General features: G+C 65.4%; 15 protein-coding genes. 3 read left to right on the forward strand and 12 right to left on the reverse strand.

Annotated features, from left to right (window positions below; genetic code table 11):
• Window positions 1–14: 14 nt before the first annotated feature.
• The 6 genes from kdpB to J8I34_RS12650 all read right to left on the reverse strand — a co-directional run bounded on the left by kdpB (window position 15) and on the right by J8I34_RS12650 (window position 6,850).
• On the reverse strand, window positions 15–2,255 hold the full coding sequence (gene kdpB, locus J8I34_RS12625) for a potassium-transporting ATPase subunit KdpB (RefSeq protein ID WP_209806183.1): 2,241 nt from the start codon (window positions 2,253–2,255) through the stop codon (window positions 15–17).
• 89 nt (window positions 2,256–2,344) lie between these two features.
• Window positions 2,345–4,177, reverse strand: coding sequence for a potassium-transporting ATPase subunit KdpA (gene kdpA, locus J8I34_RS12630; RefSeq protein ID WP_209806184.1), 1,833 nt, complete (start codon window positions 4,175–4,177; stop codon window positions 2,345–2,347).
• The gene (gene kdpF / locus J8I34_RS12635; RefSeq protein WP_209770007.1) at window positions 4,177–4,266 is read right to left on the reverse strand and encodes a K(+)-transporting ATPase subunit F; all 90 of its coding nucleotides are present in this window, start codon (window positions 4,264–4,266) and stop codon (window positions 4,177–4,179) included. The genes kdpA and kdpF overlap by 1 nt, the downstream gene beginning before the upstream one ends.
• The gene (locus J8I34_RS12640) at window positions 4,266–4,430 is read right to left on the reverse strand and encodes a hypothetical protein (RefSeq protein WP_209769998.1); all 165 of its coding nucleotides are present in this window, start codon (window positions 4,428–4,430) and stop codon (window positions 4,266–4,268) included. Before J8I34_RS12640 ends, kdpF begins: the two co-directional genes overlap by 1 nt.
• A 343-nt stretch (window positions 4,431–4,773) precedes the next feature.
• Window positions 4,774–5,472 carry a potassium channel family protein gene (locus J8I34_RS12645; RefSeq protein WP_029044653.1) on the reverse strand — a complete coding sequence of 233 codons (699 nt, stop codon included), beginning with the start codon at window positions 5,470–5,472 and terminating at the stop codon, window positions 4,774–4,776.
• Window positions 5,462–6,850: a TrkH family potassium uptake protein gene (locus J8I34_RS12650; RefSeq protein WP_371748070.1), complete on the reverse strand. Its 1,389-nt coding sequence runs from the start codon at window positions 6,848–6,850 to the stop codon at window positions 5,462–5,464. The genes J8I34_RS12645 and J8I34_RS12650 overlap by 11 nt, the downstream gene beginning before the upstream one ends.
• A 249-nt stretch (window positions 6,851–7,099) precedes the next feature.
• On the opposite strand from J8I34_RS12650, the gene J8I34_RS12655 reads away from it, so the two are divergent.
• Window positions 7,100–8,491, forward strand: coding sequence for a 3-deoxy-D-arabino-heptulosonate 7-phosphate synthase (locus tag J8I34_RS12655; protein ID WP_209806185.1), 1,392 nt, complete (start codon window positions 7,100–7,102; stop codon window positions 8,489–8,491).
• 25 nt (window positions 8,492–8,516) lie between these two features.
• Here the strand turns inward: J8I34_RS12655 and J8I34_RS12660 are convergent, their stop codons facing one another.
• From J8I34_RS12660 to J8I34_RS12685, 6 genes are all read right to left on the reverse strand, one after another.
• Window positions 8,517–10,883 (reverse strand): DNA polymerase II, encoded by a 2,367-nt coding sequence (locus tag J8I34_RS12660; protein WP_209769990.1) that lies wholly within the window; start codon window positions 10,881–10,883, stop codon window positions 8,517–8,519.
• 41 nt (window positions 10,884–10,924) lie between these two features.
• A complete protein-coding gene (locus J8I34_RS12665) occupies window positions 10,925–11,962 on the reverse strand; it encodes a hypothetical protein (RefSeq protein WP_209769988.1) in 1,038 nt (345 codons plus the stop codon).
• Between the two features lie 53 nt (window positions 11,963–12,015).
• Window positions 12,016–13,203, reverse strand: a complete 1,188-nt coding sequence (locus tag J8I34_RS12670) for a monovalent cation:proton antiporter-2 (CPA2) family protein (protein WP_029044658.1) — start codon at window positions 13,201–13,203, stop codon at window positions 12,016–12,018.
• 380 nt (window positions 13,204–13,583) lie between these two features.
• Window positions 13,584–13,844 carry a sugar phosphate isomerase family gene (locus tag J8I34_RS12675; RefSeq protein WP_371748071.1) on the reverse strand — a complete coding sequence of 87 codons (261 nt, stop codon included), beginning with the start codon at window positions 13,842–13,844 and terminating at the stop codon, window positions 13,584–13,586.
• A 91-nt stretch (window positions 13,845–13,935) separates the two neighbouring features.
• Window positions 13,936–14,478: an SRPBCC family protein gene (locus J8I34_RS12680; protein WP_209769979.1), complete on the reverse strand. Its 543-nt coding sequence runs from the start codon at window positions 14,476–14,478 to the stop codon at window positions 13,936–13,938.
• 195 nt (window positions 14,479–14,673) lie between these two features.
• The gene (locus J8I34_RS12685) at window positions 14,674–15,885 is read right to left on the reverse strand and encodes an NAD(P)/FAD-dependent oxidoreductase (protein WP_029044662.1); all 1,212 of its coding nucleotides are present in this window, start codon (window positions 15,883–15,885) and stop codon (window positions 14,674–14,676) included.
• Between J8I34_RS12685 and J8I34_RS12690 the strand changes: the two genes are divergently transcribed.
• Window positions 15,872–16,762: a TetR/AcrR family transcriptional regulator gene (locus tag J8I34_RS12690; RefSeq protein ID WP_245175908.1), complete on the forward strand. Its 891-nt coding sequence runs from the start codon at window positions 15,872–15,874 to the stop codon at window positions 16,760–16,762. The two genes, J8I34_RS12685 and J8I34_RS12690, sit on opposite strands and share 14 nt — an antisense overlap.
• Window positions 16,763–16,817: 55 nt before the next feature.
• Entirely contained in the window at window positions 16,818–17,039 is a 222-nt protein-coding gene (locus tag J8I34_RS12695; protein ID WP_209769977.1) for a DUF2798 domain-containing protein, read from the forward strand.
• Window positions 17,040–17,065: the final 26 nt, after the last annotated feature.

A 17,065-nucleotide genomic window follows, 5' to 3' on the forward strand; every position in this document is an offset into this window, starting at 1 on the left:
AGCTCCAGGAGGAATCAGACCCAGCCGAACAAGGCAAGGACCAGGTCGATCAGCTTGATCCCGGCGAACGGCACCAGGATGCCGCCGAGCCCATAGATCAGCAGGTTGCGGCGCAGCAGCACGGCCGCGCCTAGCGGGCGGTACACGACGCCCTTGAGCGCCAGGGGGATCAATACGACGATAATCAATGCGTTAAAGATCACTGCCGACATGATGGCCGATGCCGGCGTCGCCAGGCCCATGACATTGAGCAGGTTGAGCTGCGGATACGTGGTGGCGAACGCCGCCGGGATGATCGCAAAATACTTGGCGATGTCATTGGCGACGCTGAAGGTCGTCAACGATCCGCGCGTCATCAGCATCTGCTTGCCGATCTCGACGATTTCGATCAGCTTGGTCGGATTGCTGTCCAGGTCGACCATATTGCCGGCCTCTTTGGCAGCCTGCGTGCCGCTGTTCATCGCCACGGCAACGTCGGCCTGCGCCAGCGCCGGTGCGTCGTTGGTACCATCCCCGGTCATCGCGACGAGGCGCCCTTGCGCCTGGTACTGCCGGATCAGCTTCAGCTTGGCTTCAGGCGTCGCCTCGGCAAGGAAGTCATCCACGCCCGCTTCGGCGGCAATCGATGCCGCGGTCAGGCGGTTGTCGCCGGTGATCATCACCGTCCTGATCCCCATCTTGCGCAGCTCGCCAAAGCGTTCGCGGATGCCGGTCTTGACGATGTCTTTCAGTTCGATCACGCCCAGCACGCGTACCGAATCGCCGCTGGCGTCGGCAACCACCAGCGGCGTGCTGCCGGCACGGGCCACCTCATCCACGGCTTGCAACACCGCATCGGGGAACTTGCCGGCCCGTTCCGTGACGTACCGGCGTACTGCATCGGTGGCGCCCTTGCGCACGTGGCGCTCACCGCCGCCATCGCGCAGATCCACGCCGCTCATGCGCGTCTGCGCGCTGAAGGGCACGAATTCAGGTTTCAGGCTTGCCATCGACGGCGCAGCCAGCCCGGGTAACCGGCGGGCCAGCGTGATAATGCTGCGCCCTTCCGGCGTTTCGTCGGCCAGCGACGACAGCCACGCCGCTTCCGCGAGCTGCAACGGCGACACGCCCGGCGCCGGGATAAAGCGCGAAGCCTGGCGATTCCCATGGGTAATGGTGCCGGTCTTGTCGAGCAGCAGCACGTCAACGTCCCCGGCGGCCTCGACCGCGCGGCCCGAGGTCGCGATCACGTTCGCCTCCATCATCCGGCTCATGCCGGCGACGCCGATCGCAGACAGCAAGCCGCCGATGGTCGTGGGTATCAGGCACACCAGCAGCGCCACCAGTACGGTGATCGTCACTGGAACACCGGCCTTGGTCACCAGCACGGCATAGAGCGAGAATGGTTGCAGCGTGGCCGTGGCCAGCAGCAGCACCAACGTCAGGCCGACCAGCAGGATGGTCAGGGCCAGCTCGTTCGGCGTCTTCTGACGCTTGGCGCCTTCGACCATCGTGATCATGCGGTCGATAAAGCTTTCGCCGGGATTGGTGGTGATGCGCACCACGATCCAGTCGGACAGCACGCGCGTGCCGCCGGTCACCGACGAGAAGTCGCCACCGGACTCGCGGATCACCGGCGCCGACTCGCCGGTGATGGCGCTCTCGTCGACCGAAGCCACGCCGTCGATGACCTCGCCATCTCCCGGAATCATGTCCCCGGCTTCCACCAGTACGACGTCGCCGCGCCGCAGTGCGGTAGCAGCCCGCGGTTCGGTGGCACCGCCCCGCTGGCCATCCTTCAGTACGCGCGCAGTCACCGTCGTTTTCAGTCCGCGCAGTGCCTCGGCCTGTTGCTTGCTGCGCCCCTCCGCCAGGGCCTCGGCGAAGTTGGCGAATAGCACCGTAAACCACAGCCAGATCGACACCGCCAGGATAAAGCCCGGACTCTCGCTGCCTGCGGCAGGCGCGGGAGCGAACATCGCGCGCAGGAACAGGATCGTCGTCAGGATGCTGCCGACGTAGACGACGAACATCACCGGGTTGCGCAACTGGTCGCGGGGCGACAGCTTCGTGAAGGCCGCCACCAGCGCAGGCTTCACCAGCTCAGGCGCAAGCATGCTACGCGAAGCCGGCCGATGTGGATGATGATGGTGGTGATGGGGAGCGTGCTGCTTGCCAGCGGCCGCCGCTTCCTGCGCTTGCGCAGCCCTGGAAGCGGCGGTGTCTCGCGCCTCGCCTTTACCCTTGGCCGTTGGGGCCATCGAATCGTGTTGCATGGTTTCTCCGCAATCCTCCGTAAGCGCCGCCACCTAGCCTGTCCGGCCGTACTGGTGCCAGGCGCGCAGGAATGCCTGATATCTCTTGGTCAGTTGGTCGCCTGTTTCCCCGCGATGGCCGTCACGGCGCCCTGGAGTTGCTCCGCAATCGGCCCGAGTGCCAGCGCGGGCACATAGGTCAGCGCCCCCACCAGCAGCACCGTGCCAACCAGCAGCACCACGAACAGGGGGCCGTGCGTGGGCATCGTGCCGCCGCTCACCGGGACCCGCTTCTTTGCCGCCAGCGAACCTGCCAAAGCGAGCACCGGGATGATGATCCAGAAGCGGCCGAGCCACATCGCCGCGGCCAGCAGCGTGTTATAGAACGGCGTGTTGGCAGACAGGCCAGCAAAGGCGCTACCGTTGTTATTGGCCGCGGATGACAACGCATACAGGACCTCCGAGAAGCCATGCGTGCCAGGATTGAACACCCCTGCGCGGCCTGGTTCCGCCATCACTGCGGCCGAGGTGCCGAGCAGCACCAGCAGCGGCGTGACCAGGATCGCCACTGCGGTCATCTTCATCTCGTAGGTCTCGATCTTCTTGCCGAGGTACTCGGGGGTGCGGCCGATCATCAGGCCGGCGATGAACACCGCCAGCACCGCATACACGAGCATCCCATACAGGCCCGAGCCGACGCCGCCGAACACCACCTCGCCCAGCTGCATCAGCAGCATCGGCACCAGGCCGCCGATGGCGGTGAAGGAATCGTGCATGGCATTGACCGCGCCGCAGGACGCGGCCGTGGTGATGGTGGCGAACAACGCCGACGCTGCGACGCCGAAGCGCGTTTCCTTGCCTTCCATATTGCCGCCCGTCTGCAGCAGCGAGGCCGCATGGTCGACCGGCAAGCTGGCCAGCGCGGGACTGGTCATCCGCTCGGAAAGGGCCGCCACGCAGGCCATGACGACGAAGATCACCGTCATCGAAGCGAGCACCGCTACCCCCTGCCGCCTGTCCCCCACCATCTCGCCGAAGGTGAAACACAGCGCAGCCGGGATCAGGAATATCGCCAGCATCTCGATGAAGTTGGCAAGCCCATTCGGGTTCTCGAAGGGATGTGCGGAATTGGCGTTAAAAAAGCCGCCGCCGTTGGTGCCGAGCATCTTGATGGCTTCCTGCGAGGCAACCGGGCCCATCGCCAGCGTCTGCTTGTCGGTCTTCAGGTCTTCCGTCACCGGCTTGCCTTGCGCATCGAGCACCGGTTGCCCGGCCGTGTCGACCTTCGGCTGGCTGTACTCGACCGGCGTGACCAGGCTGACTTCCTTGTAGGCATCGAAGTTCTGGATCACACCCTGGCTCATCAGCGCCAGTGCGATCATGGTCGCGATTGGCGCCAGCACGTACAGCGTGATCCTGGTCAGATCCACCCAGAAGTTGCCGATGGTCATGGCGCTCTGCCGCGCAAAGCCGCGGATCAGCGCGAACACCACGGCAATGCCGGTCGCCGCGGACAGGAAGTTCTGCACGGTAAGCGCCAGCATCTGGGTCAGATAGCCCATGGTCGACTCACCGGCATAGCCCTGCCAGTTGGTATTGGATACGAAGCTGATTGCCGTATTGAAGGCGGAGTCAGGCGAGACCGCGCCGAAACCTTGCGGGTTGAGCGGCAGCATCCCTTGCAGGCGCTGCAGCGCGTAGACCGCAACCACACCGAGCAAGTTGAAAGCGACGACCGCAATGGCGTACTGTTTCCATCCCATCCCGGCATTGGAACGCACGCCGCCCAGACGATACAGCAGCCGCTCGAGCGGGCGCCCCCACCCGGTGAGGGCGTATCGGTCATCCTCCACTGCACGCCGCATATAGCGCCCGAGGAACGGCGCGCATGCCAGCAGGATGGCGAGATACAGGACCAGCAGGCCCACGAATTTCGAGGACATCAGAATTTCTCCGGCTGGAACAGAGCGACGAGGAGGTAAACGAAAATTGCGGCGGCCAGCGCGCCACTCAGCAGGTCAGTCCATGCCATCACAGCCCCCTGTCAGACGCGCCGTCCTTAGCGAGTAATTGGTTGTGCGGACCGCCTTGCGCGGTCGCCGCCGACGACTTCGGAGCCAGCCTGGCGCAAAGCCCCAGCAGCGCCGCGCTCAGTGCAGCGAACCCAATCAATACGATCAGAAAGATCCAGTCCATGACAAGACGCCTCAGAGCAATTCATCGGCTTGGAGCTTAGCGAGAGGGGCGTAAAAACTGGGTATAAAGGCGGCGCGAACGTATAAAGAACGCGTAAAGATTGGGGCTCCATGTAGCGAAAAGTGCGGACAGGAGCATCTTGCGGATTGGCCGTTCGGCACTACAGCACTACGGCACTACGGAGCCGAAGGGGAGCAGAAGGCCGTGAAGGGACGAGCGGATCGTTAGATTCGCTCCTATGGCCGAGTCGCTGGGGAATGGCTTGCTTGACCTGTGTGGACGAGCATCAGCTCAAGCTGAGGGGAATTCAGTGGCCGTCCGGTCTCTGTGGCGCGCGCTCGCCCTACCCCTTCTCCGAACTGCCGGCAAAGCGCTCGATCTTGCTGGTCAGGCCCGACACCACCAGCAGGTCGCCGGGCAGCACCATGGTAGCCGCCGTGGCGTGCTCGAACTCCGCGTTGCCTCGCTTGATGCCCACCACCGTCACGCCGAATTGCTCCCGTACATGTGACATCAGCAAGGTCTTGTTATGGGTGGATGCCGGCGCATGGATCCGAGCGATGGCGAAGCCGTCGTCGAACTCGATGAAATCGATCATCCTGCCCGTGATCAGGTGGGCCACCCGCGCGCCCATGTCCGCTTCCGGGTAGACGACGTGGTGGGCACCGATGCGCTGCGCGATCTGCCCGTGCTCGGCTGTAAAGGCCTTGACCCAGATGTCCTGGATCTGCAGCTCGGTCAGCGCCATCAGCGTCATCAGGCTGGACGACATGTCGGTGCCGATGCCCACGATGGCGTGTGAAAAATCCGCCACCCCCAGCTGGCGCATGACATTGACATCGGTCGAGTCGGCCTGGATCGCACAGGTCAGCACATTGGACCAGCGCTGCACCAGGTCGGGATCCTTGTCGATGCCCATGACGTCATGGCCCAGCCGCATCAGCGACTGCGCCACGGAACCGCCGAAGCGCCCCAGCCCGATCACGGCCACGCTGTCGCCTGCTGAAAAGGCGAACTGTTCGGAAAACAATCTAGCCAACAATTGGATGCTCCTCGGGGTAACGGTACGGCGTACGGCGCTCGCCCATGGCGAGGGATACCGCGAGCGTGATGGTGCCAACCCGGCCGGCATACATCAGTCCGGCCAGGATCAAATGGGCAGAAGCCGGGAGGTCGGCGGTGATCCCGGTCGACAGGCCCGCGGAACCAAAGGCCGCGATGACCTCGAAAATCACCTGGTCGGTCGGGAATTCCGTGACAAACAGGATGGCCAGCGTCCCGATCGTCGTCAGCGCGCTGCCGAGCACCAGCACCGTGATCGCCTGCCGCTGCGCCGAACTGCTGACGCGGCGCCCGAAGGCTTCGCTGTCGCCGCGCCCGCGGATCTCGGCAATCACCAGCAGCGCCAGGATCGCGATGGTGCCGACCTTGACGCCGCCCGCGGTACTGGCGCTGCCGCCACCGACGAACATCAGGAAGTAATGCAGCGCCATGCTTTCATGGGTCAGGCCGCCGATGTCAATGGTATTGAAGCCGACAGTGCGCGCGGAGACCGAGGCGAAGGCCGCCGACAACAGCTTCTGCCCCGTGGCCATCTGGCCGAGCGTGCGTGCGTTGGCCCACTCGAACATCAGCAGGCCGGCCAGGCCCACCAGGAAAAGCACACCGGTGGTGGCCAGCGTCAGCTTGCTGTGCAGCGACCAGCGGTGCGGGCGGAAGGTCTTGTTGCGCAGGTCGTGCAGCACCGGGAAGCCGATACCGCCAACCAGCGCCGCCACCATTACCGGCAGCAGCACCCAGTGGTCGGCCGCATAGCGGACCAGGCTGTCGGCATGTGTCGAGAAGCCCGCATTGTTGTAGGCGGAAATGGCATGGAACAGCCCGTTCCAGGCGGCGTCTCCCCACGGCGCCCCGTAGGCGAAATGCAGCCGCCACGCCAGCCAGGCGGCCAGCAACAGTTCCATCCCGATCGTCACCACCAGCACCAGCCTGGCCACGCCGACGATATCGCCCAGCCCGATCGCGCGGGTCTCGGCCTGGGTCATCAACCTGGTGCGCAGCCTTAGCGAGCGGTTGACCATCAGCCCCAGCAGCGTAGACGCCGTCATCATGCCGAATCCGCCAAGCTGGAACAGCACCATGATGACCGCCTGGCCAAATCCGGACCAGTACGTGCCGGTATCGACCACGATCAGCCCGGCCACGCACACCGCGGACACCGCCGTGAAGAACGCGGTCAGCCACGGCACGCTGCCGCCGCCGGCGCGCGACCAGGGCAGCATCAGCAGCACGCTGCCCGCCACGATGGCCAGCAGGAACCCCATGGCGACGGCGCGGGCAGGATGCATGGAAGCTCTCATGCAGGCATTGTGTGCCTTGGCACGCCACAAATCCATGTGTGCAGCGCAGCACCGCAACACCGCACACCCTTTGTCAGGCCTGTAGATTGCCAGACGGCCGCCCGGCGCACCTGGTCAACGAAGGCCGGATGGCTGAACTGCACCGGCGACACATTGACCTCCGGCGACGCGCCGCATGTCGGAAATCCGGCATTACGTACCGCGATCCCTCTTCACGATGGCACGATGGACAAACCTTTGCCGATTGCCGAGACTTGACCAGTCCGGCGAGCATCGCCCCTGTGCTGCCTCTTTGTGCCACCCCTCGCCATGCCACCGTTGTCCGCGCCCCTTTTACTCGATGCAACGCTTCGCACCGTCGCCCGCCGCTATCGCCTGCCGGCAAGCGCCCCCGCGATCTCCAAACCGCACTCAGCCAGCCCGGCAACGACGCTCGCGCTTGCGATCGAACAGGCCCGCGCGACCACTGCACGCGGCGAAACGCCAGCCGCGGCCCTGAAAGACCGCTTCATCGACGCGCTCGCGCAACTGATCCGCGAAGCGCTGTGCGCGGGCGCTGGCGACCCGGTGTTCCAGGCCATGGTCATGCGGCACCGCGCGGCGCATGTGCGCGAGTATGCGTCGCTGTCCGCGGGCGCCGGCCAGGATGGCCGCCAGGTCCGGCAGGCGGTCAATGCGATCGCCCATCCGGGCCGCCAGCAACGCATCGCGCCGGGTCCGCAGCGCGAGGCATTGGCCCGGCTTCACGCGTCCGCCTCGGCCTCATCGTGGTTCGCGCTGCACGACACCGCGCGCACTCTGCTCGATATGCCGGGGATAGGGACCGAAGCGCCGGGCCTGACACGGCTGCTCGACAATCCCGCGCTGAAGCGCTTGCAGCGCCTGGAAGCGCTGGCGTCGAATGATCTGGTGCGCCAATACCAGACGCTGTGGGACCGGCATGCCCCCCGCGCCGGAAGCGCCGGCGCCAATGCGCAAGGCGTCACCGCGCGCCAGCGTGGCGCTGCCACCGAAGCACTGGCCGCACAGGCACTGCGGGCGCTGGCGCAGCGGCTCAACGAGGCCGAGAAAGCGCAGGTTTCATACCGCGTCGTGACTTCGATGCGCGTACCAGCCTCGATCCCCGCCACGCATGAACGCGCCAAGACCGAATGGGATGTGGTGCTGCTGCGGCAAGAGCTGCCGATCGCGGAAACGCCAGCGTGGGACATCTGCCTGCTCGCGGAAGCCAAGGCTTCGGTCGATGCCGCCACCACTGACCTGCCCAAGCTGCTGCGCGGCTTGCGCTTGCTGGCGCATGCCGACAAGGACGTCGTCTATGCGTTCGAGACGCAGCAAGGGACAGTGCGCCTGCACGGTGCCGCGCTCAGCGCGCTGCGCGCCGACGCGGACGGCCTTGCCGGCACGGTGCTGTATTGCTGCGATGCGCCTGCCGAGCCCAGGCCACGCCTGCTCGGCGCTGCCAGCCGGATGCAACTGCTGTCGGCACAGGCCAGTCTTGAATTTGCCAGCGCGCTGGCGCACGCGCAAGCCGCGGATCCAGCCGCGCTTGCGCCGGTCTGGCACCAGCTTTTGGAGTCGCCCCGCTGGCGCAGCGTGCTCAACCAATATCCGACACTGCGGCAAGTGCGCGAACTGATGGTTCATCCTGACGACCTGATGGCCGCGATAAATAGGGCCGGCAACGGGACCGGCGCCTGACGTGCCAGGGTGCTACGACGCTGCCCTACTGCGCAAACAAGGTCATCTGCCCCGACAACAGCCGCTCGAAATCGTCGTTCAGGAACGGCAGGATCGCGTCGGCAATCGGCTGCAGCTGCTTGCCGACGTAGTGCTCATAGTCGATCGGCGCGGATCGGCATTCGAGCGGTTCGGGCCCGGCGATGGTCATCACATAGCTGATCCAGCCGCCGTGCTGGTACTGGCGCGGGCGCCCGTGGCGCTCGTTGTAGTCGTCGGCGATGCGGGCAGCCCGCACGTGCGGCGGCACGTTGCGCTCGTACTCTTCCAGCTTGCGCCGCAGCCGCTTGCGATAGACCAGTTGGCCGTCGAGCTCTCCCGCCAGCGTGCGGCGCACGATGTCGCGCACATAATCCTGGTACGGCTCGCGGTTGAAGACCTTCTCGTAAAGCGTCTGCTGGAAATGCTGCGCGAGCGGCGACCAGTCCGTGCGCACCGTCTCGAGCCCCTTGAACACCATCTCGGCCGTGCCGTCTGGCCGCTCCACCTGGCCCGCGTAACGCTTCTTGCTGCCAAGGTCGGCGCCGCGGATGGTCGGCATCAGGAAGCGGCGGAAGTGCGTCTCGAACTGCAGTTCGAGCGCGCTTTCGAGGCCATAGACCTGCCACAGGTGGTCGCGCCACCAGTCGTTGACGTAGGCCACCAGGCTGCGGCCTATCTGCTGCGCGTCGGCCTCCGTGCGCGCGCGGCGCAGCCAGACGAAGGTGGAATCGGTGTCACCGTAGATCACCTCGTAGCCGCGCGCCTCGACCAGCGCGCGGGTCTGCCGCATGATCTCGTGCCCGCGCATGGTGATCGACGAGGCCAGTCGCGGATCGAAGAAGCGGCACCCGCTGGAGCCCAGTACGCCATAGAACGCGTTCATGATGATCTTGAGCGCCTGCGCGAGCGGCTTGTTGCGGTCGCGCTTGGCCGCCTCGCGGCCCTGCCAGACCCGCGCGACGATCGCCGGCAGGCAGTGCCTGGTCCGCGAGAAGCGCGCGCCGCGGAAGCCGGGGACGGAATCGGCATCGTCAGGATGCGCCAGCCCCTCGACCAGGCCGATCGGGTCGATCAGGAAGGTGCGGATGATCGACGGGTAGAGGCTCTTGTAGTCCAGCACCAGCACCGATTCATAGAGCCCCGGCCGCGAATCCATGACAAAGCCGCCGGGGCTGCCCTCCGGCGCCAGCTCGCCGAGGTTGGGCGCGACATAGCCCTGGCGGTGCATCAGCGGCATGTAGAGATGCGTGAACGCCGCGACCGAACCGCCGCTGCGGTCGGCCGGCAGGCCCGTGACCGTGGCGCGCTCCAGCAGGAACGACAGCAGTTCCGCCTTCTCGAAGATCCGCGTCACCAGTTCGCAATCGCGCAGGTTGTAGCGCGCCAGCGCCGGCCTGTCCTGCTCGAACATGCGGTCGATGGCATCCATGCGGTCGTACGGGTTGTCGATCGCCTTGCCCTCGCCAAGCAGCGTCTGGGCCACCGATTCGAGACTGAACGACGGGAAGCTCCACGTGGCGGAACGCAGCGCCTCGATGCCATCGATGATCAGCCGGCCCGGCGCGCTGCAGAAATAGTGCTGCTGCGCGTTGTGCTCGCGCCATTCGATTTCCGCACCGCCGCGGCCGAGGCGCAGCGGCAGCTGGAACCGTCGTGCATGCTCGACCAGCACGCGCAGGTCGAACTGGACCAGGTTCCAGCCGATGATCGCATCGGGGTCGTGGTGGGCCAGCCACTGGTTCAGTTTTTCCAGCAACTCTGGCCGTGTCGCGCAGTATTCGAGCGAGAAATCGACAGCGGCCGGCTCCCGCGGCGCAGCGCCAAGCATATAGACCTGGCGCTGGCCGCAGCCTTCGAGTGCGATCGAATACAGCTCGCCGAATGCGTTGGTTTCGATATCGAGCGAAGCCAGCCGTAGCGTGGGGCGGTAGTCCGCCGCGGGCTTCAGTTGGGCGTTGCACAGCACGCCGTCGCCTTCCGGCTCGCCCTCGAACCAGACCGGGGCCGTGATGAAGCGCTCCATCAGGTAGCGCTCGGGCGGGCGGATATCGGCCTCGTAGACATCCACGCCGGCATCGCGCAGCGATCGGCCAAGCTGGATCAGCTGCCGATGCTGCTGGCAATACAGGCCCATGACCGGCCTGCCCTTGAAGTCATGCAGCTTGAGCGGACGCAACTCGGCCGCGCGCTCGCGGCGCAGCAGCGCCTCGGCACGCTCGCGCTGTGCCTCAGGGATAAATGCAATCGACGGCTGGTACGGCAGGCGCAGCCGGCGCGGCCCGTCGTCGGTGGCCAACCAGACTTCGACCTCGGTGCCGGCGGGGGTATCGCGCCAATGTCGGGTCAGGATAAAACCCTGCTGGTGTGCCACGCTTAAGCCTTCCGGAAACCATTATCGGGATGATTTTAGCGTTACAGCATGCGCGCCGCGTCATCGAGCAACTGCATCGGCGACAGCATCCCGGCGCGGGACACGCACACCAGCGCAAAGGTGCGGACCAGCGGCGGATCTCCAGGGACCCGCGCAGTCATCAGCTGGAGCTCAGCGCCGGGCCCGGCGCTGCCGGGCGGCAGCACGATGTTCATCGGACTCAGCCGCACCGCTTCCCGCTCCACCGTGAAGCTGGCTTCGGCATGCGTCAGCACGTCGACCAGCACCTGCAGTTGCCTCTCCGGCATGCCGGCCCGGCCGCCCTGTGCCCCTGCTGCGCCAAGGGCGGCGAGCGCGGCCTCGTTCTGTGCCACCTGCTCCCGCAGCCGCTCGGACTCGCCGGGTTGCGTGTCGCTGCTTTCGCCAAGTACGCTGCGCATGCCAAAGCCCTGCTTTTCCAGCAGGTGCAGCCGCGTGGTCAGCAGTGTCTGCTCGTGCTCGATGCGGTCGCGGCGGGACGTGCCGCTGGCGACGTCGGCCAGCGCCTGCAGCGCGAGCTGGTCCAGCATGCGGCTGGCGATTTCCTCGCGCAGCGCCGCTTCGGTCGCCGCGCAGATCCGGACCCGGTGATCGGTGAAACTGACCGTGGTCTGCGGCACCTCCGTGCGCATGACGTCGCCCTCCAGCGCGACGCCCAGCGTACGGCGCTCATGTTTGTCCATCCCCAGCACGCAATAGGCCTCGGCGGCGGCCGAAGAACTGCCGAAATAGTCGCGCAGGTCCGGCGACCGGCTGAACACCGGCATGACGTCCTGTGCCGTGCCAAAGAAAGCATGGATATACGGATCGCTGTTCCACGTGGCCTCGCTTGCCGCCGACGCCGGCGGCAAGCCCGCCAAGACATCGCGCACGTACCGGTCTGCGATGGCCAGCGCCGGGACAAGCCGCTTGCGATAGCCGCTTACCAGCCGCACGTACGGACAGAGCCTGGTCACGCGCTCCACCAGCGCGGCGCGCCCTGCATCGCGCGCCCCGTCAGGATGCTTGCCGCGACGGCGCAGCCAGTTAAGGACAGTCATCGCTCGGCATCTCCCAGGATCGGTTTGCTTGCGGCGCTGGCGAACTCAGGCCGCTACTGGCCATCCGCCTCAGCCTCGCGCGGTGCCGCGCGGGTGCGCGGCAGCTTGCGGTTAGCGAGCAGCAGCAGCGGTGTCGTCGCCATCGACAGCGCAACGACGACCGTGACGACGGAGAGCTGCTCGGCATCGATCAGGTTCGCCGCCTGCGCAGCGCCCATCACGACAAAGGCAAATTCACCGCCCTGCGACAGCAGGATGGCAAAGTAGATGCGATGCTGGCGCGGCAATTCGATCCGCTTTGCCAGGTACATCAGTGCCAGGAACTTGCCCACGACCAGGGCAACCACCAGCACCGCCACCAGCAGCGGCTTGTTGCCCAGCACCGAAAAATCGATCGACATGCCGACCGCGATAAAGAACAGGCCGAGCAGGATGCCCTTGAAGGGCGCCATGTCCGATTCGATCTCGTGGCGGCATTCGGAGCCGGCCAGCAGCAGCCCGGCCACGAACGCGCCGAGCGACATCGACAGGTGGACCACGTGCATCAGCAACGCGATGCCGATGACCCAGAGCAGCGCGAAGATGGTAAAGATCTCGCGCGTGCCACTGCGCTGGATCATGCGCAGCACATATTTCAGCACGAAGCGCCCGACGACGACGACCGCTGCCAGCATGGCCAGCGCCTTCGCCGCGGAAGCCCAGCCGCTCGACATGCCGGCGTCCGCCTCAACCGGCGCAAGCAACGGCAACAGCGCGATCATCGGGATCGCGGCAATGTCCTGGAACAGCAGGATGCCAAAGCTGGACTGGCCGACGGGCGCGTCCATCAGCCGGTTCTGTTCCAGGATCGCGATCACCATCGCCGTGGAAGACAGCGACAGCGCAAACCCGGCCGCCACGCCAACGCGCCACTGCACGCCGAAGACAATGAAGATCAGCGCCAGCAACGCCGCGCACAGCGCGACCTGGATCCCGCCGTAGCCGAAGATGGACCGGCGCATCGCCCACAGCTTCTCGAATTCCATTTCAATGCCGATGATGAACATCATCAGCACGATGCCCAGTTCGGACACGTCCATGATCGAGTTGACGTCCGTGACCAGCCTCAGTCCCCAGGGGCCGATCACTGCGCCGGCGATCAGATAGCCCAGCACGGAGCCGAAGCCGAAGCGCACCGACAGCGGCACGGCAATCAGTGCCGCGGCGAGGAAGATTACCGCGTCAACCAGCAGTTGTTCCATCAATCCCCTCCCGAGGAAATGACGGGGCGATAGCCCGGGTCGTTTGGCGGTCCCTCGCTGCCGGGCGAACAAAAGCCGACTTTCTGCGCGAGGCCATGGCCTGGATATGTATTACATCATCCACGCCGAAGTGCAAGCCGAGCGCCGCTCACCGGCCCGCCCCGCGCGCGCCCGGAGGCACACGCAGCAGCAGGATGCACCGACGCCGTGCAATCTGCCCAGGCCACGCGCCGCCATCGGGCTTGACCTTGAGGCGGCGCATGGCTTTTGCCGACTCCGCTTCGACATGTCTGCGCAGCGCCGCCCGGTTCAGCAGCGAAAACCACCAGGCGGGCGCCCGGCAGGGCGAACGCCCGCCCGCAGCACCCGGCACTGCGCCTTCAACATGAGCGGCGCCGCGCTCGGCGCCGCCACCGCGTCGAAGGACACGCCTTGGGCCAGGCCGGTGACCAGCAGCCCGCCACCGGGCTGCTGGTCACCGCCAGGTCCGTGTAGATGCGGTCCACCACGGCGGGGATCGCGTCGGGGATCGTGTCGGGCTCACCGGTCGACCAGTTGGCCAGGTCGCCCCTAGCGGAAACCTGGAAGCCGCCCAGCACGGTGATATCGAGATGACCGCCGCGCATCATGACGAAGGACATCGGATGGTCGGAGATGGAAGCGCCCGCCAGCAACGCGATCGGCTCCTTGCTGGCCTCATTACCGCGATTTCTGCAACTGCGGAGCGCGCTACTACTCCAGCCGCGCGCCGCCGTCGAGCTTGGCCTTGAGGCGCCGCACGGCTTCCGTCGACTCGGCATCGACCTGCTTGCGCAGCGCGGCCCAGTTCAGCAGCGAGAACAGCAAGGTCGGCGCCTGGTAGGTGAACTCGCGCTCGAACCGCGTGCCGGTACCGGACGGTGTCAGCGCATATGTCACTGTCCCCGCTTTTCTGCCATCGATCGTGCCGTCGATGCGCCAGAGGGTCGGCGGCCGTCGCTCCGCCACCTTCCAGACCACCGTCCCCTCGCGCCCCGCCACCCTGAAGTCCTCCGTCACCTCCTCTCCAATTTCCAGCGGATGGTCGGTGGCGCCGCGCACGGCCAGCGACGACGGATGCCACGCCGGCCAGGTGGCAGGGGTCGAGACATAGGCGAACACCTCAGCGGGTGGCCGCTGGATCGTGACTTCGCTGTGGATCCTTGTCATCGGCTGCCAGGGGAGTGGCGCGAAGAGCAGCACGGCAATCACGCAGATCGCCGCCAGGGCGCGGAAGGCAGTCTTTCGGAGTGGCATGACATCCAGAGCCGGGAGCGGTGCCGGCTTCCACTATAGGCGCCCCGGCAACTCGCCCCGGACTTGCACAGGCGCAATACTACGATTGAAAAAATCTTAGTTATCCATGTCCTTCATCAGCGCGCGCAGATGCTGCGCCGATGCAATGCCAAGAGGGCGATCCGCTGGATCACCCTCTTTCCTTCCTGCGCCCGGTCAGGCAACAACGATCCGGCGCGGGTCAGCCAGCGCCAGCGCTTCCGCACGGTCCGCGCTCGGCGGGTAGATCCACTCGGTATTGATCCGTGTCTTCAGCGCCTTGGCGACGCCTCCGGTCAGCTTTACCTGCCGGTCCCAGCCTTCCGTGTAGACAGCGCCCCACGGCCCCAGGTCCAGGCAGGTCACATACTTCGGTTGGCTATACGGGATCAGCGTCTCGCCCACGAGGTCCGCTGCCACATTGTGTCCTGCCGATCGGCCGAGGTTCATCGCGTGCTGGCACGACATCGCCGCAAAGTTGCCTTCGTCATCGGTCGCGGCATAGGCGCAGTCACCGGTGGCGAACACCGACTCCACACCCCTTACCCTCAGATCGCGATCCACGTGCAGCCGGCCAAAGCCATCGCGCTCGGCCGGAATCTGCGCGGTAAGTTCGCTGGCGCGGGCCCCGGCGGTCCAGATCACCGTGGCCGCCTCGATGCGCGCGCCGTTCTCGAGGGTGACGCCCGCCGCGTCGACCGCCGCGACGCCGGAGCCGAGCTTCCAGGTCACGCCCAGCTCCGTCAGCGCCTGCTTGATCACCGGCCGCGGCCCCGCGCCCAGGTCAGGTCCGATCTCGGCATTGCGCTCCACCATGATCACGTTCACGGCGGCGTCCTCGCCCAGGACTTCGCGCAGGCGGGCCGGCATTTCCGCGGCAGTCTCGATGCCTGTGAAACCGGCGCCCGCGACGACTACCGTATTGCGCCCGGCGCCTTCCGGGCAACTGGCCAGGCCATGGAGATGCGCTTCGAGCCGCGCCGCGTCGGCGACCTGGTCGACATTGAACGCATGCTGGTCCAGGCCGGGAATCTGCGGACGGAACAACCGGCTTCCCGCGGCGAGCACCAGGCGGTCATAGCCGAGTCGGTGGCGCGAGCCATCCGCGCCGACGCCCGCAATGCTCACTGCGCGGTTCGCGACATCGATGTGTTCCACCCTGCCCTGGATAAACCGCACGCCGACGGCCTTGAAGATTTCCTGCAGCGGCGCCTTCATCCCGTTCGGATTCTGCTCATAGAGACGCGGGCGGACATGTAGTTCGGGTTCCGGCGCGACCAGCGCGATTTCCACGTCGGTGCGCCCGACCTGGTCAAGCAGACGGGCCGAAGCCAGTGCGCTCCACATGCCGGCAAAGCCGGCGCCGATGACAAGAATGCGTTGGGACATCTTCAAGCTCCTGAATCAAACCTCGGTTTTGGTAACAGGGCCGAGCCAAAGCACGACCCATAACTACGATCATATTAGTCGTAGTTTTGAAGTGCAAGATTTTTTTATCGCCAGTGACGCGAAGCGAACGCGCGCACCAGGCTTGCGCGTTGGTGAACGCATCTCCAGGCGGCATGAAGCCATCCGGCAATGTCTACGGGTACAGCCGTCCAACCCGTGCGTGAGGGATGAACCATCCGTCACATGGGCGTGCGGCCTTGACAAAAATACCGATTGGTATATTCTGGGCTGCATGAATAAAGCCGAACGCACCCGCCAGCTGATCGTCGAGAAGACAGCGCCCATTTTCAACACAAAGGGCTATGCCGGAACATCACTGGCCGACATGACCGAAGCCACTGGCCTCACCAAGGGCAGTGTCTATGGCAACTTTGCCAACAAGGAAGAGGTGGCGCTGGCAGCATTCGACCACAACTGGAAGCAGGTGCTATCCGCCGTGCGTGATGAAATGGCTTCCAAGGGCACCAGCAAGGAAAAGCTGCTGGCATTGACCGGCGTGTATGGGAATCTTCCTGAGTGTTTCCCGAAAGGCGGCTGCCCCCTTCTTAACACGGCCGTTGAGGCCGACGACACCCACCCTGCCCTGCGGGAAAAAGCGATGGCGGCCTTCCGGGGCTGGAAAGCAAACCTCGTGTCGGTCATCAAGGCAGGCATTACCGCCAGGGAGTTCCGCAAAGACGTCGACCCTGAGGAGACTGCCGTCACGCTGATCGCACTGATCGAGGGCGCGATCATGATCTCCCGGCTCACCGGCAACGCGGCGTACAACCAGGCCGTTATGTCGGCGGTGAAGAAAACCATCGCCGATCTCGCTTGATTTTTTTGAGCAAGAATATACCAATCGGTATTTTTTCAAAGTAAAGGAAGTAGCCATGAACGTGCAACTGAAACGGAAAATCGCCTTCGCGCTGTCGATGGGTGTCGTCACCACGGGAATCATCTCGTTCGCCCTGCTCGCTCTCAATATGGGATTCTCCGATGGCTTTGCGCTGACCTGGCTGCGCTCCTGGGGCATCGGCTATGTGATCGTGATCCCCGCCATCCTGCTGGTCGGCCCGCGCCTGCAAGCGCAGGTCGAGCGCTGGGTCCATTGATGTGCGATACCATTTCCACGAACTGC

The organism is Cupriavidus phytohabitans, from assembly GCF_017815025.1.
Classification (GTDB): Bacteria; Pseudomonadota; Gammaproteobacteria; order Burkholderiales; family Burkholderiaceae; genus Cupriavidus.

Coding starts and splice junctions, on each gene's coding strand:
- kdpA (WP_209806184.1), bottom strand. CDS start 4,177: ATGTCCTCGAAATTCGTGGGCCTGCTGGTCCTGTATCTCGCCATCCTG.
- kdpF (WP_209770007.1), bottom strand. CDS start 4,266: ATGGCATGGACTGACCTGCTGAGTGGCGCGCTGGCCGCCGCAATTTTC.
- J8I34_RS12695 (WP_209769977.1), top strand. CDS start 16,818: ATGAACGTGCAACTGAAACGGAAAATCGCCTTCGCGCTGTCGATGGGT.
- J8I34_RS12665 (WP_209769988.1), bottom strand. CDS start 11,962: ATGACTGTCCTTAACTGGCTGCGCCGTCGCGGCAAGCATCCTGACGGG.
- J8I34_RS12685 (WP_029044662.1), bottom strand. CDS start 15,885: ATGTCCCAACGCATTCTTGTCATCGGCGCCGGCTTTGCCGGCATGTGG.
- J8I34_RS12690 (WP_245175908.1), top strand. CDS start 15,872: ATGCGTTGGGACATCTTCAAGCTCCTGAATCAAACCTCGGTTTTGGTA.
- J8I34_RS12670 (WP_029044658.1), bottom strand. CDS start 13,203: ATGGAACAACTGCTGGTTGACGCGGTAATCTTCCTCGCCGCGGCACTG.
- J8I34_RS12655 (WP_209806185.1), top strand. CDS start 7,100: ATGCCACCGTTGTCCGCGCCCCTTTTACTCGATGCAACGCTTCGCACC.
- J8I34_RS12640 (WP_209769998.1), bottom strand. CDS start 4,430: ATGGACTGGATCTTTCTGATCGTATTGATTGGGTTCGCTGCACTGAGC.
- J8I34_RS12680 (WP_209769979.1), bottom strand. CDS start 14,478: ATGCCACTCCGAAAGACTGCCTTCCGCGCCCTGGCGGCGATCTGCGTG.
- J8I34_RS12675 (WP_371748071.1), bottom strand. CDS start 13,844: ATGTCCTTCGTCATGATGCGCGGCGGTCATCTCGATATCACCGTGCTG.
- kdpB (WP_209806183.1), bottom strand. CDS start 2,255: ATGCAACACGATTCGATGGCCCCAACGGCCAAGGGTAAAGGCGAGGCG.